This is a genomic window from Luteolibacter rhizosphaerae, from assembly GCF_025950095.1.
In the GTDB taxonomy this organism is placed as follows: domain Bacteria; phylum Verrucomicrobiota; class Verrucomicrobiia; order Verrucomicrobiales; family Akkermansiaceae; genus Haloferula; species Haloferula rhizosphaerae.
In genome coordinates, this window is the sequence record NZ_JAPDDR010000004.1 from 46999 (window position 1) to 62227 (window position 15229).

At 62.9% G+C, this 15229-nt stretch carries 14 protein-coding genes; 5 read left to right on the forward strand and 9 right to left on the reverse strand.

Translation table 11 applies throughout. The features are described 5' to 3' along the window. On the reverse strand, positions 1 to 375 hold the full coding sequence (locus OJ996_RS08395) for a BlaI/MecI/CopY family transcriptional regulator (RefSeq protein ID WP_264513097.1): 375 nt from the start codon (positions 373 to 375) through the stop codon (positions 1 to 3). A 104-nt stretch (positions 376 to 479) separates the two neighbouring features. Between OJ996_RS08395 and OJ996_RS08400 the strand changes: the two genes are divergently transcribed. Together OJ996_RS08400 and OJ996_RS08405 are read left to right on the forward strand one after the other, a co-directional pair. Continuing rightward, on the forward strand, positions 480 to 1337 hold the full coding sequence (locus OJ996_RS08400) for a hypothetical protein (protein ID WP_264513098.1): 858 nt from the start codon (positions 480 to 482) through the stop codon (positions 1335 to 1337). 138 nt (positions 1338 to 1475) lie between these two features. Further along, entirely contained in the window at positions 1476 to 1949 is a 474-nt protein-coding gene (locus OJ996_RS08405) for a hypothetical protein (protein WP_264513099.1), read from the forward strand. A gap of 312 nt (positions 1950 to 2261) precedes the next feature. On the opposite strand, the gene glnD is transcribed toward OJ996_RS08405, so the two are convergent. After that, the gene (glnD, locus tag OJ996_RS08410) at positions 2262 to 5006 is read right to left on the reverse strand and encodes a [protein-PII] uridylyltransferase (RefSeq protein WP_264513100.1); all 2745 of its coding nucleotides are present in this window, start codon (positions 5004 to 5006) and stop codon (positions 2262 to 2264) included. Positions 5007 to 5138: 132 nt separating this feature from the next. Beyond that, positions 5139 to 6320 carry a zinc-dependent metalloprotease family protein gene (locus OJ996_RS08415; protein ID WP_264513101.1) on the reverse strand — a complete coding sequence of 394 codons (1182 nt, stop codon included), beginning with the start codon at positions 6318 to 6320 and terminating at the stop codon, positions 5139 to 5141. Between the two features lie 260 nt (positions 6321 to 6580). On the opposite strand from OJ996_RS08415, the gene OJ996_RS08420 reads away from it, so the two are divergent. Beyond that, entirely contained in the window at positions 6581 to 6877 is a 297-nt protein-coding gene (locus OJ996_RS08420) for a DUF6172 family protein (protein WP_264513102.1), read from the forward strand. Here OJ996_RS08420 and OJ996_RS08425 read toward each other — a convergent pair whose 3' ends face one another. The 6 genes from OJ996_RS08425 to dprA form a co-directional block, all read right to left on the reverse strand. Further along, positions 6878 to 9019 (reverse strand): carboxy terminal-processing peptidase, encoded by a 2142-nt coding sequence (locus tag OJ996_RS08425; RefSeq protein WP_264513103.1) that lies wholly within the window; start codon positions 9017 to 9019, stop codon positions 6878 to 6880. 109 nt (positions 9020 to 9128) lie between these two features. Then, positions 9129 to 10109 carry an RNA polymerase sigma factor gene (locus OJ996_RS08430; RefSeq protein WP_264513104.1) on the reverse strand — a complete coding sequence of 327 codons (981 nt, stop codon included), beginning with the start codon at positions 10107 to 10109 and terminating at the stop codon, positions 9129 to 9131. A 100-nt stretch (positions 10110 to 10209) separates the two neighbouring features. Then, positions 10210 to 11394, reverse strand: coding sequence for an FG-GAP repeat domain-containing protein (locus OJ996_RS08435; protein WP_264513105.1), 1185 nt, complete (start codon positions 11392 to 11394; stop codon positions 10210 to 10212). 153 nt (positions 11395 to 11547) lie between these two features. Then, positions 11548 to 12102, reverse strand: coding sequence for a hypothetical protein (locus OJ996_RS08440; RefSeq protein WP_264513106.1), 555 nt, complete (start codon positions 12100 to 12102; stop codon positions 11548 to 11550). Then, positions 12099 to 12596: a hypothetical protein gene (locus OJ996_RS08445; protein ID WP_264513107.1), complete on the reverse strand. Its 498-nt coding sequence runs from the start codon at positions 12594 to 12596 to the stop codon at positions 12099 to 12101. Before OJ996_RS08445 ends, OJ996_RS08440 begins: the two co-directional genes overlap by 4 nt. Before the next feature lie 63 nt (positions 12597 to 12659). Beyond that, positions 12660 to 13757, reverse strand: coding sequence for a DNA-processing protein DprA (dprA, locus tag OJ996_RS08450; protein ID WP_264513108.1), 1098 nt, complete (start codon positions 13755 to 13757; stop codon positions 12660 to 12662). A 434-nt stretch (positions 13758 to 14191) separates the two neighbouring features. Here dprA and OJ996_RS08455 point away from each other — a divergent pair, with 434 nt between their 5' ends. Continuing rightward, on the forward strand, positions 14192 to 14488 hold the full coding sequence (locus tag OJ996_RS08455; RefSeq protein WP_264513109.1) for a hypothetical protein: 297 nt from the start codon (positions 14192 to 14194) through the stop codon (positions 14486 to 14488). 209 nt (positions 14489 to 14697) lie between these two features. Next, a complete protein-coding gene (locus tag OJ996_RS08460; protein ID WP_264513110.1) occupies positions 14698 to 15219 on the forward strand; it encodes a hypothetical protein in 522 nt (173 codons plus the stop codon). The last annotated feature ends 10 nt before the right edge of the window (positions 15220 to 15229 follow it).

The window sequence follows — 15229 nt, forward strand, 5'->3', positions numbered from 1 at the left end:
TCAGTCTTGGTTCTCGTCGATCAGCTTGCGGATCTTCTCGATCTCGTCCGTGCTGAGTTGTTGGTCCTTCGGATCGAGCAGGGCCGCAACCAGCTTCTCCGGCTTGCCTTCGAAGAAGGTGGAGAGGAGCTGCTTCAGTGCGGAGCGCTTGGCCTTCTTCTCCGAAACCGCGGGACGATAAACATAGCGGCGCGAGTCCTTGCGGAACTCCACCAGACCCTTCTCGGTCATGGTCGCCAGCAGGGCGCGCACGGCCGAGTAAGTGGGCGGATCGGTCATCGCATCCATCACCTCCTGGGCCGTTGCTTCGCCCATGCGGTAAAGAATATCCATGACCTGCCGCTCCCTTCGTGCCAGTGCTTCCGCGTTGCTCATGCAGGGGACTACAGCACCCTGCTGGAAAAGCTGCAATTCAAATGTTGAAAAAATAGCATTTGGTGTTGACGTCGGCTGGTTTTAAATGCTGTTTTTGCAGCACCATGAAATTCCTCATGAACTCGAAGGGTCTTTGGTTTCGCGCCGGACGGAACATCTCAGTAGCCCTGCTCGCCGCCTTCTGGCTGACGGGATGTGCCTCGAATGTGAGTCCAGGGTCAGGAGATGTCGGCGAGGCCCGGGGCGCCTACATCACGGCCCCGCCCGGCAGCCCGGCCAAGCCTGCGGCATCCCCCGAACGGGCCCGTCAGAAGGCGGCCGAGGAACGCCCCGGCTTGGCAACGGGGAAGGGCGAGCAAATCGAATCCCCATGGAACCGTCAGTCCTTCGTGCGGGCCTCCGCCACCAAACCGGCGGGCATGGGCGCGATCTACTACAACAACCGCGAAGGCATCGCGGCGATGACCGGCTACAAGGAGAAGGTCGACGGCATGCAACGCGCGGCCGGAGACATGATCGAGTGGGGGGTGAAGGGCGGCTTCGGTTATTTGCCCAGCTATCAGACTTATGGGCCCTCCCGTCGCTTCGTGGTGGGCAGCCGGGACTCGAATTACTCGATCGTCCTGAAGAACCGCTGCAAGAGTCGTCTGGAGGTCGTGCTTAGCGTGGACGGCTTGGACGTGATTGATGGCAATCCTGCCGGCTTCTCGAAGCGTGGCTATGTGATCGGCTCCGGCGAGACGCTGGAGGTCAAGGGCTGGCGCACCAGCCCGGAAACCGTGGCACGTTTCAATTTCTCCACGGTATCCGGTTCGCATGCGAACCTCACGCATGGCGATCACCGCAATGTCGGTGTCATCGGCCTCGCGGTCTTTACCGAGGAGGGAGTGGACCCCTGGACTTGGATGCCGCGCGAGGTGGACCAGCGGATCAACGCGGATCCCTTCGCTAGAAAACTCTAAGCTGCAGCGCCGGTGCAAGTCGTCCTTCGTTGGAGCCTCCCCGGCTGGATCGGAATGGGCGCGCTCTCCCTTATGGTGGGCGCGTGCAACACCTCACCGCGCTTTGAAAAGCCGGCCGAAGGGTTATCACCCGCTCCGATGTTTGCCGTTTGGCTCCGCAGCGATGGCATGCGTCTGGTGAAAGATCGGAAGGCACCGAGTCTGAGGTTCGCCATCTGGGAAGACGGTCGCGTGATCCGTGCCGACGATCCGAGGACATGGGGTTCTCCCTTACGCGAGGGCAGGCTATCACCCGAGCAAGTCACGGAGCTCAAGGCCCGCATGGCGGGCTCCGGTGTCTTCGCTTTGAAGCGCACCAATGCGGCCGTGCCGGATGCCCCGCTCCACGCGATGGTGGTCAACCTGGAGGGTCAGAGGCAGATCCTTCATTGGGACGAGCGTGAGATACCCAACTACGGGATCAACATCTCGCCGAATGCGGACGACTTGGCGTTCATGCGCTGCTGGAAGGCTCTCAACCGCGCCGGGACGGCCGTGAAGCCGCAAGGCCTCAAGCGGGCGGGGGACTCCTTCGTGTTCGAGCCTCGCTCATGGATGCCCCGGGGATCTTGAAAGAGTCCGGCGGGTGAGGGCGTAGAAAGAAGAAGAGCGTGAGCCGTCATCCCCCCCGGAATTTCGACTCACGCTCTTTCTGGTTTTGAGCTGATCCTCCCGGCTGTCGTGCCGACTGAAGTCCCCCCGGAATTCAGGCTCGAACAATGTGACAGGCCGCTTGGGTCGGCTTCCCGCATGCCTGCGTTGGCAAGCCTGCGGTTTCGGCAGGATGCCCGCCAAACCTGCTTTGGCTAGGAAGAAATCGGCTGAATCGCGCAAAACTTATGCGCATTTATTCCCAATTCGGCCCCATCAGCCGCTTGAAGCGGCTTATTGTGCATCCTTTTTCCCGATCAGGTCTTCAATGCTGTGCTGTAGCCGCTCCAAAAGTGCTTCATCCGCCACTTTCTTCCCGTCCGCGGTGGTGACGTAGAAGGTGTCCATCGCGGCTCCTTTTTCCGTCGAGATCCGTGCATTCGCCGTATTGAGACCGTAGGTGTTGATCGCGTGGAAAAGATCGTGCAGCAGGCCGATGCGGTCCACGGCCTGGATTTCGATCGCGGTGCAGGCCGGGTGCAGGTCGTTCGAGACATACGCGCGGACCGGGAAGGCCATGCCGTGATCGTCCTTCGGCCGCAGCAGGTTCGGCTTCCGGCGGAAGTAGCGTGCGTGCTCGTACTTCTCCAGCAGGCCTACCTCCCGCAGCGTGGAGGACAGGCGCTTGCGCAGGCCGAGGTCCGATACCGGCTCGAAGTTCGTCGTGCAGACGCGGAAGATATCCAGCACCACGGCATCGCTGCGGGTGAAGAAGTCGGCGGAGAGAATGTTCAGCTCCTCCGAGGCGAGCGCGCAGCAGATCTTCTCTAACAGGAGCGGCCGGTCGTGGGTCGCGATTACGAGTTCCGTGTAGCCCTTCTCGGGCATGTCGAGCCATTGCAGGGAGCAGTCGAAGACGTCTTCGTCCTTCTTCGGTTCCAGCTTGAGCACGGCCTTCACGTGGGCCGCCACGGAGGCCGCCTCGCGGAAACGGAAGTAGGAGTCCGGCATCCGCTTGAAGTGGTCATCCACCGCGGGCGCATCCTCGTCCTTGAGCAGATCCTTCACCTGCTGCTTCAGCTCCTTCTTCTCGCCGCGGATGGAAGCGGCATAGCGCTCGCGCCCTTCCTTCAGGAACACCCGCGTGCTGGAGTGAAGCTGCAGCATCAGAGTCTCCTTCCAGCTCGACCAAGTCTCGGTGTTGGTGCCGTTCGAGTCCGCGTAGCTGAAGAGCAGCAGCAGATCGAGCCGCTCCTTGGTCTTCACGATCCGCGCGAACTCGGCGACCACATCCGGGTCCTCGATGTTCCGCGTGGTAGCGTAGCGCCAGAAGCTCAGGTGGTGATCCACCAGGAACATGATCAGCGCCCGCCGCGGGCCATGGACCTGCAGACGGTTGCAAAGCCGCGAGGCGAGCATGGCCGAGCCATCGGTGTGCTCTCGCACGTTCTCCGCCCGGCCGGTGTCGTGCAAGATCAGGGCGAGATAGAGCGCGTAGGGGTCCTCCGCCTCGTGGAAGAGCCGGCGGTAGACTTCCTTCCGCGGTTCGTCGGTGCCGACCAGAGCGTCGAGCTCCTCGATGCAGCGCAGGGTGTGTTCGTCAGCAGTATAGCGGTGGAAGAACTCGTGCTGCACCAGGCAATCCAGCGCGCCGAATTCCGGCAAATAGCGGCCCAGGAACCCCACCCGGTGCATCTGGCGCAGCGTGCGCGAGACATCCCCCTTGCGCTCCAGGATGGCTTGGAATGTCTCGCGATTCGTCTTCGAGTAGCGGAAGGGCCGGTCTACATCCTCGCGGTGCGCCTTGATCAGGCGCCGCATCGGCGGGCTCAGGCGCAGGTTCCGCAACTGCGTGTGCTGGAAGAGCCGCATCAGGCGATGCGGGTCCTCGGTGAAGATCTCGTTGCTCTGCGGATAGATCCGGCCGTCGCGGGCGATGAAGCCGTCGAACTCCTCGCGCTTCTTCCGACCCAGCGTGAGGAAAGACTTCAGGCCGGTATCCGCCTGCTCCTGCTGCTCGATCTCGAAGGTTTCCATCAGCGAGCCGGTGTGCTGGTAGAGGCTCCGCGTGTGGCGGTAGTAGTCCCGCATGAACTCCTCCGTGCGGCGCAGGATGCTGCGCTGCGGATAGTGGAAGTTCGTCGCCACCACTCCTTGGAGCCGGAGCGTCAGTTGGTCGTTCGCACGACCCGTCTCGTAGTGCAGCTCGTTGCGCACCCGCATCAGGAAATCGTAAGCGGCATCGATGCGACGCAGCGCGGTGGCCGTGAGCAGCTTGTCATCCACCAGCTCGCGCAGGTCCGTGGTCCCCCGCTTCACCCGGGTCACCCAGCGGATATTGTGGTAATCCCGCATCCCACCGCAGCCTTCCTTCACGTTCGGCTCCTGCAGGAAGACGGTCTTGGAGAATTTCTTGTGACGCGTGCGAAGATCCTGGCGCCGCAGTTCGAAGAAGGCCTCTTGCCCCTTCTGCACGCACTCCTTCTCGAAGCGGGTCTGAAATTCGGCGAATAGCTTCTTGTCCCCAGCAATCATCCGCGCGTCGATCATCGCCGTTTTGTTCTGCGGATCGGCTTTCGATTGCTCCATGCATTCGGCGATCGAGCGGCACGCATGGCCCACCTTGAAGCCCACATCCCACATCAGGTACAGGATCTCTTGCACCAGTGCGGACAAGTCCTCCGGCAGCTTGTTCGAAGCCCGCGGCAGCAGGAACAGCAGATCGACGTCCGAACCCGGATTCAGGGTCCCGCGGCCGTAACCGCCGATCGCCACCAGCGCCAGCACCGGCGCCTCCTTCCGCTTTGAAAGCGCCAAGTCGAAGAGCGAGCGCAGCACCACATCCAGCAGCTCCGCCCGCGCCCCCGCGATTTCCAGCCCGCCCGCGCCGGCGCGGTGCCGCAGTTTGATCCGGTGTTCCTCGATCTTCAGGAAGCGGCGATACAGGGCGATGCGCTCGGCGGGCGAGAGATGACCTTGGACGGCAGGCTTGAGCGCCGTCTTCGCATGCGCTTGTAAGGTTTTAAGATGGGTGGACATCCGCTGCGTGCAGGGTGCGCGGATTTTCGCGGGGGTCAAGGCGGGGAACCACGGAGAGCCCTGCCGTGGGGACAAGCTGTGGATAAAATGTGAGCAACTCCGCCGCCCCCTGATCCTCAAATGGGAATAGCCTCACGGCGGGCTCAGCGTCATCCAGTCGATCGGCTCCGCGATTACCGCTGCCCCACCCTCTGATTCCCCTGCCGGAATGAAGCTCCCTGCCCCGCCCGAAACCGGGCTGGAATCCACCTTCAGGCGCATGAAACGCCGCCCACCGCCGGAGTTCAGCCGCACCGAGAGCGTGCTGGCATTATTCGTCACCACCGTGCTCCCGCTGTTTGCCGCGCCTGCCGCCAGCCAAGTCGTCAGGTTGCTGCCGGTTTGGATCTGATAGACCAGTCCGTCCGCCACTGCCTGCGCGTTCTTCGTCAGGGTCCAGGTCAGCCCGTTCGCCGCTGCCGCCGGAGCTGGCAGTACGCTCGGCGCATTCGGATTCAGCCCCAGCATGAATTCGATCACGTTGTCGATCCCGTCCACGTCGTCGTCTCCATCCGGCCCGTTGTCGATGCCGTTGGTCGTGGCCCACTGCTCGTAGTTCGTGGCAGCCGGCAGCGTCTGTAGGAAGTCGTAGCCATCGGTGCCGTTGTCGTTCGTAAAAACCGTGGTGCGCTGCGCCGTGGTCAGTTGGGAGGTCGTTCCCCCGGAACTCATCAGGTTCGGCTGGCCGTTCTGCTGCGTGTGGTCCAAACCGAGATTATGGCCGATCTCATGCGCGATCACGCGGGCAATCACATCCCGCCCGCCCTCGAATGCCGCCAGATTGGCGCCCACGTGCATGGTAATGCCGTTACCATCAATGTAGGCCAGACCGTTCGCGGTGTTGTCGCTCGTCTGCTGGAAGCCCGGAACGATCTCGATGAAGAACATGTTGATCACCAACGCGTTCGAACTCTTCGGCGGGGCCCCGGCGCCGCTGTTGATCGTCCCGAGATGGGCGGTCGGACGAGGGCTCGAGCTGTAGTTGTTTGCCGGATCGCTGAAAGCGAAGTTGTTCACATACTGCGTGAAGGGTAGCCAATCGATCCGCACCCCCGCCTGCGCCCAGATCCGGTTGATCTGCTCCTTGATGTAGGTGGACTGTGCCGTATCACCCAGAATCGTCGCCGCTGTCCCGTCGGTTTTGAAAACTTGGATCGGCTGGATCTGCACCCTGCGCGTGATCGTCATCGGGGCGTTCACGATCACCTCTGCAGCGGCAGAGTGAACGAGACCCGCCGCGACCAAGCAGCGGGCGATCAAAAGCGGGAAGGGCATCTTAGAATTCAAGGCCCCGCTACTATTCGGATTTCGGCAATCTTCAAGCCCACAGACCCCGGTCCGGAATTGTGCGTAGCTTGTGAACAACTCCCCGCGAATCCCTGTGAACAATCATGCGATAAGCTGTGAACAAGTCGCTTGTGAACAACGGTCAACAACTTGTGAACAAGCTCTCGGCTGGCTGGACCTCAAGCGGCACCGGTTAAAAACCCGGAAGGAGTGGACAAGCCCCCGCGTCACGGGCACAAGCCGCCCCTGTGAAGAAGACCTTTCCCTTGGTGCAACCGGATCGTCCCGTCGAGCGGCAGCTCGATGCGATCAAACACGAGCTCCGGAAGTATTTGAAACGGGAGCGCCGCAAGCCCTTGCCCGAAGGCGTGGACTTCTGGGACTTCGATTGTCAGGTGGGGAAGGGGGACTCCGCCCCCGAACCGAAGCACTCCGGCGATCTTGAGAAGGCCATTGAGGAAGCTGCCAAGGAAGGTGCCCTCTCGGTCTTCGTCGCCATCCAGTCCAAGCCGGGCAAGCGTACGAAGAAAGAAAAGGAAGCCTGATCAGATCTCCCGCTGCGTCGCCTCGACCAAGTCGCCCAGCACTGCCATTGCCTCGCGTTTCCACGGGTCCAGCCCGCTCGGCCAAGCCGGGCCCGGTCGCTTCTCACGCGCAGCGATCGCACCCACCTGGAGTCCGGCCCCGCTCTTCAGATCCGCCAGAGTGAGCCGATGGATCGCGAGCTTCGCGCCGTCTTCCTCCGCCATGCGCCCGAAGCGCCCCCGCCGCTCCTCCTCCCGCTGCCGGGCCGTGGCGCTCTCCTGCGCCATCTCCTTCCGCCGCTCGTCCAGATTCATGCTCACTTGGTTCGCCGCCAGCCGCTGCTTCATCCGGGCGGCATCCTCCCGCAGGTAGGCGAAGTCCTGATCCGCGGCCACCCGTGCGGCGCTCTTCCCGGTGATCTCCGGCAGGAATAGTCCCGCCCGCTCCAGCGGCCGGAAGCCATGCGCCGGCGCGATCCGGTCCTGCCCCAGCGCATGGTCCAGATCGCCCTCGCCCATCTCATGGCCATCGGCCAAGCCGGGCAGCACGATGTCCGGAATCACCCCGCGATTTTGCGTCGAAAGCCCGGAAGGCCGGTAGAACTTCTGCACCGTCAGCCGCAGCGCCCCGGCCCCCTTGCGCGGCGAAAAGAAGGGCAGGCTCTCCCCGAGATCCTTGATCGTCTGCACCGTGCCCTTCCCGAAGGTCGCGGCCTTCCCCACGATCACCGCCCGGTTGTCGTCCTGCAGCGCCCCGGCGAAGATCTCGCTGGCGGAGGCGCTGCCGCGATCGGTCAGCACCACCAGCGGTCCATCGAAGAGCGGCTCAGGGAAAGTCGAATCCAGGATGATCGTCTTGCCGAAGCCGTCCTTCACCTGGGTCACCGGCGCCTTGCCGGTGAACAAGCCCGTCATCCGCTGTGCCTCGGCCAAGGAGCCGCCGCCATTGCCACGCAGGTCAATCAGCAGGCCATCGATTCTTTCCTGCTTCAGCCGCAGGATCAGCTCTTCCACATCGCGCGAGCAGGAGGTCTGCTCCTTCTCGAAGTCGCGGTAGAAGCCGGGCAGCAGGATGTAGCCCAGCCTGCGCTCGCCTCCCGCATCCTTCACGCGGATGAGTTGCGCGCTGGCCAAGCTCTCTTCCACCGGAACCTGTCCGCGCAGCAGAGACACCTCCGTCATGCCCCCGCCATCCGCGCCAGCCACCTTCAGGCTCACCGGCGTGCCCGCCTTCCCGCGGATCAGCTCGGACACCCGGGCACTGCTCATGAAGAGGATCTCCACCGGCTCGCGTGGCCCCTCGGAGTCCGGATCGATCTCCATCACCCGGTCGCCCGCATGCAGCCCGCCAAGGAGATCCGCCGGACCTTTCGGGAAAATTCCGCGGATCACCGTGGGGCCGCCGGGGTCCGCTTGGATCGAGACGCCGATCCCATTGAGCTCGTTGCGCATCTCCTCGTTGAAGAGCTCCATATCCCGTTCACTCATGTACTGCGTGTGCGGATCGAAGGACCGGGCGATCGCACGCAGGAATCCGGCCGCCATCTTGTCCGGACTGCTATCCGCCACCACGTCCGCCCGGAGCCGCCGATAGCGCGCGGCAAGCTTGGCTTCAGGGCTATCCGTTTCGCTTTGGGCGGCGGGCTGCTCGCGCCGCAGGATCTCCGCCAGCAGCGATTCCTTCACCTCCTGTTGCCAGATCGTCATGGCCTCCGCCTCATCCTTCGGCCATGCCGCATCTTTCCGGCTCGCGGGGATGATCTCCTGCAAGCTGAAGTCGAAGTCAGGCTCGGCCAGCAAACGCTCGGCTTCGGCGATGCGTGCATCCACCCTCGCGACGAAGGTTCGCGAGATCTCCTCCGCAGCACGCATGCAGTCGCCTTTCATCAATAGATCATCCAGCGTGTCGCCATAGTCGCGCTCGAAGCGGCCGATGTCTTCGCGCGTGAAGTAGACCTTACCGGGATCGAGCGACTTCAGATAGCTATCAAGGAAACGCGGGCTCAGCTTCGAGAAGGGCAGGCGCGAGAAGTGCCCGTTCTGCAGCGCGATTGCCATCCACTTGCCCACCTCGTCGGGATCCGCCTGATCCGTGGGAGCAGCAGCGGAAGGACATGCGAGTGCGACGCAGAACAGGGCGAGGATACGGGTGCGTGGAGTCATACCTTTGGTTCGGATCGACAAGGCTCAAGCAAGCGGGTTCCCGGACACGGAACCGCGGATCTAACAGAAAAGACGCTGCCGCTCTCCTTGCGGGAGCAGACCGGTGGGATTAGACGAGCAAGCTCGCAGGGTCCGGCTCGGCGAGCCGGAGTGCTACTTCCAGTTGCGGGGCCGGATACCACATCTCGATATCCTCGGCAGGAGAGGGCTCGAAGCCCTTCAGCGGAAGCGTGGAACTGCTCGCCGTCTCACGCTCCGGCTCAGCCGCTTGCTCCGGCGGGGCGGGCAGCATTTGCAGCGTGCTTGCCTCCGCCGCGGTCGGAGAATTTTGCAGGCCCGTCAGCCCGATCAGCATGCAGGCCACCAGTGCCATCGCCGGAGCCGGACTTGCCAACCGTAGCGTGAAAAAGGAACGGAGCGCCACCAGCCACGGTCCGGGCGGCGGCACGCTCACCTGGGATACGTGCGCCAGCACTCCAAGCGGGAGAGGGGAGCTCGCACGGGCAGGCAAGCAGAGTGCGAGCAGCGCGGCGGAGGTCGTGATGCCGCGCCGCTCCAGCAGCACGCGCATCTTGTTCATCGCCCGCTTCAGGCGCATGCGCACCGCGTCCTCCGTCATCCCCAGGGTCCGGGCCATGCTGCCGTGGGAGCAATCGCTGAAGAAACGGGAGAGGATCAGCTCGCGGTCGCGCGCGGGCAGTTGCGCGATCACTTCATCGATCAGCGGCGAAATCTTGACCCAGAGACTATCCGCATCAGGCGCGTCGGTCGGTGCCTCCGCCAGCGTCGCCGCCACGGATTCCCGCCGTCGCCGCCGTTCCTCCGCTCGGACCAGGTCGATCGCCGCGGAGCGTGTGATCCGGTGTAGCCAGATCTGGAGGGAGACCCCGGGGGTACGCTGCAACGAGGCGAGCTTGATCAGCACCGTCTGCGAAACCTCCTGCGCCAGATCCGCAGCCCGCGTGATCCGAAGCGCCGCTGCATAGACCAGACCCAGATGAGCACCCGCCAGCTCGGCGAAGGCTCGCTGATCACGGGTCGCTAGGAACAGCTCCAGCAGTTCGGCGTGCTCCCCGGTGCTCCTCGGCATCATCTTCATGGTCTTCTCAACCACTATTCGTCACCCGCCGCACAAACCGAACAAATATTTTCACCCCGAGCCCGGGAGCCCTGAGCTCAGGCCGCCGGCCTCACCGCCGGATCACATGCACGCCCTTCTTGCTCCCCGCTACGAATTCCAGCATCCCGTCGCCATCCAGGTCGTCCGCCAGCACCTGGCAGCCCACGCCTGAATCGCTATCGAGCACCTGAGGTTCCCACTTCACACCGGATCCGTCCTTGCGATTGAAGAAGACCACGGCAAGCGCCGGATCCTTCGCGCCCGGGTCGTTCGCCATGTGGGCCCAGAAGCGCTTGCCGGTGATGAAGTCCATCCGGCCGTCCTTGTCGAAGTCTCCCATGTCGAGCGCGTGGAGTTGGCTGAACTGAAGGCCGTTGGGGCCGGTCTTCGCCGGATCGGTCGGCAAGATCTCGTGGCGGATGAAAGTCACCTTGCCGCTCACCTTCTTGTTCTCGAACCATGCCAGCCCGTAACCGTGGCCATCGATGCTCGTGACCATGTCATTGTCGCGATCGCCATCGAAGTCGTACACGAGCATCTGCGCCCCACCCGGTCCGGCGAATTCTTCCTTGTGCCAGACCCACTCCTCGCCCGCCTTCGCCGGTTGCTCATACCAGCCCTGCTTCTCCACGATGTCCGGCTTGCCGTCGCCGCTCAGATCACCTGCGCCGAGTCCATGGACATACGGGGAATCGCTGCGCTTCTCCTTCGAGACCGCCACGAAGGTCCATGGCTTCGTCGGGTTCGACCAATCGACCTTGCCGTAGCCGAACTTGCCATCCTCCATGCAGACGATCTCGTTCTTCCCGTCGCCATCCAGGTCCACCCAGATCGGGCTCTCCGTCGCTGCCTGCGCCATCACCCGGTGCGCGGCCCACTCGCCGTCCGCCTTGCCCGGGTTCACGTAGAGATCGATCCCGCGGCCGGGATGGCGGGCCATCAGAATGTCATTTTTGCCGTCGCCCGTGATGTCGCCCGCCCAAGCTAGGAAGGAGTCTTCCATGTAGGCCTCGATGGTCGTTGCGGCCCCCGGGCGGTACTGCTTGCGCTCCGTGAAATCCGGGCCTTTGAACCAGAAGGCTCCTGCCACGAGGTCCTTCTTCCCGTCGCCATCGATGTCCGCCGCGGCGATCCCTTCGCTCAGGAATTCAGGCGTCACCACCTGCTTCGCCCATGGCTTGCCGGTCGGCGTCTTCGCAAGCGTGAAGGTGGCGGCTAACAGACCGGCCGGCAGCAGGATGGCATGGGGTTTCATGGAAGCGGAGAAAACGGCAAGAGGTGAAGCAACCTTTCTCAAGGAAAGCGGATGTGAGGATCTAAGTCTCCCTACTCCGGCAGGGGGAGCGTTTTCCCAGCGGCCCGCAGCTTTGGCACAAATTGGGAATCACGCTCCCCGGGAGCCCGGACCTTAGTCCGCCCGAACAATCGCCGTTGCCCTCTCTCCACCCGCCATGTCAGCCGCCGCCAGCTCCGCCCGGGCGATCTCCTCGTCCATCTCCCGTAGCCACTCCCGGTTCAGCTTCGTCCAATGGTTCCCGCAACGGAGCCAAACGAAGAAGAAACCGAAGTGCAGAACCAGACAGACCACGGCCCCGGTCCAGTCATTCCCCGCGATCTCTCCGACAAGTCTGAAGAAGAAGCCGCATGAGAAGATGGCACTGAACTGGATCGACAGATTCCACAGTAACCGTTCCGCCAAGCGTCTTCCACCGAGTCGCTCCCGTGGATCGTTCGCGAGGATCCGGTTCCCGATCACCATGAGGTAGGCGACGGTGACCGCGATGATCCCCGCTGCCGCCCCTGCCATCATAAACCAGAGGCGGCGCGAAGAGTGCTCGTACGAAAGAGAGGAAATCGTTACGACCGTCACGAGAGCACCGTAGATCCAGAGAATCGCGCCGGGGAACCCGATGCACAGAATCGAGAATGCGCGGAGCAATCGCGGCAGGGGAGTCGTGTTCACAGGGTATCCTCCAAGGGCGGCGGTATCTCACGGTAGTCGCCGTTCCACGCCGCCCGCCATTCCTTGATCCGGCGGCTGTTCGTGAACGCGAATACAATCGTTGAGATGCAGATGATCGGGCCGAAGACCGCGAGGAGAGGCCGGGCCGAATCGCTGAATAGTCCGCCGAGAACCATGCTAACCCCGATAGTTCCCCCGGTCTGTACCAGCACCTCGACCATGATCCCCTGTATCAAGGTTCCCAATGGGACCGCCTCGCGATACTTGGCTAGCACATACTCGACGGCGACCGTGAGGAGATAGGCCAACACGCTTGTAAACAGGCAGAGGAAGAATGCCAGCGGCCCGGGAAGGCTAAAGAAGGTAGGTGTGCCGACGAGCCATGAGGTCCCGATAACGCAGGCGACGAGCAGGGCCAACAGCCTCATGATACCCGCCGGTATGCCGACGAACGCCACGATCATGGCAGTCGCACAGAGAGGGATAGAACTCATCGTTTGTATCCATAGGATCCTCACCTCCACCCCGCGAGACGATTCCATCCCTTCACCGAAGTTTCACCGTTTCACATAACGGAAACCCGGGAGCGCCCGCACCAGCTTGCGCATCTCCAGCTTCATCAGCGTGGTCGCCACCACCGGAGCCGGTAGCCCGGTATTCTCGATCAGACGATCGACCCCCGCCTCACCCTCGCCTAGTGCCGCGAAGACGATGGCCTCGTCGCGAGGCAGATCTGGCATCGCCACCTTCGGCATCAGCGGCAGCTCGGGCTGGTCTCCCATTGCCAGTGGCAACTCCGAGAGATCTTCCAGGATATCCCCACCGCTGGTGATCAGCGTGGCTCCCTCGCGGATGAGCTGGTTGCAGCCCGCGGAACTCTCTTGGTCGATCGGCCCCGGCACGGCATAGACCGGACGTCCGTAGTCTCCGGCAAGATTCGCGGTGATGAGAGAGCCGGACTTGCGCGCGCACTCCGTGACCACCAGCGCCTGCGACCAAGCTGCCACGATCCGGTTCCGCTGCGGGAAGGTCTGTTTGTCCGGCGTGGTGTGGAGCGGGAACTCCGAGACCACGGCTCCGTTCCCGCTCGCGATCTTCTCCGCCAGCGCCAGGTTCTCGGTGGGCCATACCTTCGCGAGCCCGGAGCCCAGTACCGCGATCGTCCTGCCCTTCGCTGCCAGCGCCGCTTCGTGCGCCACCGTATCCACCCCGCGCGCCAATCCGGACACGATGGTGAATCCCGCATGCGCGAGCTGGAAGGAGATCAGCTTGGTGGCATTCATCCCGTACATCGTGCAGCGCCGGGTGCCGACGATACCGATGGCGTGGCGATCCCGTGCATCCAGCTTACCCCAGACATACAAGAGCAGCGGCGAATCGTAGGCCTCGCGCAGCGCCTCGGGGAAGGCCTCGTCATCCGCTGTTAGAATCGAAAAGCCGCGCTGCTGCACTTCCGCCAGCTCCTTCGCCGGGTCCACGAAGTCCTGCCAGCGGCTGACGATGCTGGCCTGTTCCTCGTTGATCCCATCAACCCTCAAGAGTGCATCCTTGCGCGCCGCCAGTACCGCCTCGGCATCGCCGAAATGATCCAGCAAGCGCCGGATCCGGATCGGTCCGATCTTCGGCAGCGAGTTAAGGGCGAGGAAGGAATGCATCGGCGGGAAGACTTATCAGCGGCGGTGCCGACGGCTGGAAGCATCCCAAAACTGCGACTTTCTGGCAAGGGATGCTTGGGCTGCGGCTGCAGGTGATACGGCCGGGAAAGTCTACCCCACATATCAGGTATTCCACGGCCTAACAAATTTCACCTACCCGTTCGTAGAGATCGCCTCGGGCAAGCTCCATTTTCGTTTACCCCCCTGACTTCAGTTACCAGAAGCCGGAGATGCAGTCCCAAGACTGCGAAACCCACAAATCCAAGATGAAGACTCAAGATTCAATCCTTGTCTCCTGGTCACGCTCCCTCCGGTCCGCTGCCCCCGGATTCCTCAGGCGCCTCTCCCGCCCCCTGCTTGTCGGGGCGGCGTTGGTAGCACTCCAACCTGCAACAGCATTGGCTTCCCGGGCGGCGCTATTCCTCAATGGGAACATGGCTACCCGCGCCGCTCTCACCACCTCCCAGATCAATGGTATCCGGTCCTCGGGATTCAACACGCTGATCATCTTCAACATGCGGGTCGCCACCAATGGCGACTTCACCTACGACGGAACCTTGTGCAGCAACGGGAACTGGGTAGGTCCTTCCGATTGGGGCCCCTTGTTCAACCAGTGCAAGGCCATGCCGTCCGGAGTCACTCGCATCGAGCTCTGCATCGGCGGCTGGAACGACGCCAGTTTGTGGCATCGTCTTCACGGGCGATGCCACCCCATCGCACGGCTCTCATGAACAAGTTCATTCTCGGCTGTTTCTTTCTTTGCCTGTTCGTAGCCCTCGCTGCCTTGCAACGCTCCGAGCCTCCGTCACCGGAGATCGCAACCGCCAGTGCGTCGTCTAGAACGAATCGCCACTCTCTATCTCCGGAGACTTCATCTCGGAGGGCCACGGCGCATGAAGGGTCGCAGGATGAATCGTCCTTTCAAAGGGAAGCCCGACTCTTGATCGAACTGCGCGAGCAGGCGGAGCAGGACCCGCCGGCGGCTTGGGCAACTGCCCTCGAGTGGCCTGAAAGAAACGGAGGCGAGCGCGACCAAGCTCTGGCTGAAGTGTGCTTCGGCATCGCGGCGCGCGATCCACAGGGGGCAATTGAAAGGGCCCGTAGTGTCGGCTTGGACAGGCAGTCCGGCGCGCTGGAAGAACGGCTCGTCCAGCAATGGGCCGCGGCCGATGCCGCCTCCGCACTCGCGTGGCTTCTTAAAGAGCCGGCGGATGAATCCCGCGATAAGCTCATGCTTCGCGTCACCTATGTTCTCAGTCAGACCGATCCTGTGGCGGCTGCGAAGCTCGCCTTGGAAAAAATGCCTCCCGGTCCGGCGCAGGACGAAGCCGTGATGATCGTCGTCGGCCTGTGGGCCCGGAGGGATCTCCCCGCGGCAAGGACTTGGGTCGAGGAGTTTCCAGACAGCCCCTTGCAGGCGCGCGCCGCCGGCGAGTTGGAGTCGATTGCGGGTCGGCGGTGAGCGGACCGGA

Coding starts and splice junctions, on each gene's coding strand:
- OJ996_RS08395 (WP_264513097.1), bottom strand. CDS start 375: ATGAGCAACGCGGAAGCACTGGCACGAAGGGAGCGGCAGGTCATGGAT.
- OJ996_RS08400 (WP_264513098.1), top strand. CDS start 480: ATGAAATTCCTCATGAACTCGAAGGGTCTTTGGTTTCGCGCCGGACGG.
- OJ996_RS08405 (WP_264513099.1), top strand. CDS start 1,476: ATGTTTGCCGTTTGGCTCCGCAGCGATGGCATGCGTCTGGTGAAAGAT.
- glnD (WP_264513100.1), bottom strand. CDS start 5,006: ATGTCCACCCATCTTAAAACCTTACAAGCGCATGCGAAGACGGCGCTC.
- OJ996_RS08415 (WP_264513101.1), bottom strand. CDS start 6,320: ATGCCCTTCCCGCTTTTGATCGCCCGCTGCTTGGTCGCGGCGGGTCTC.
- OJ996_RS08425 (WP_264513103.1), bottom strand. CDS start 9,019: ATGACTCCACGCACCCGTATCCTCGCCCTGTTCTGCGTCGCACTCGCA.
- OJ996_RS08430 (WP_264513104.1), bottom strand. CDS start 10,109: ATGCCGAGGAGCACCGGGGAGCACGCCGAACTGCTGGAGCTGTTCCTA.
- OJ996_RS08435 (WP_264513105.1), bottom strand. CDS start 11,394: ATGAAACCCCATGCCATCCTGCTGCCGGCCGGTCTGTTAGCCGCCACC.
- OJ996_RS08445 (WP_264513107.1), bottom strand. CDS start 12,596: ATGAGTTCTATCCCTCTCTGTGCGACTGCCATGATCGTGGCGTTCGTC.
- dprA (WP_264513108.1), bottom strand. CDS start 13,757: ATGCATTCCTTCCTCGCCCTTAACTCGCTGCCGAAGATCGGACCGATC.
- OJ996_RS08455 (WP_264513109.1), top strand. CDS start 14,192: ATGGCTACCCGCGCCGCTCTCACCACCTCCCAGATCAATGGTATCCGG.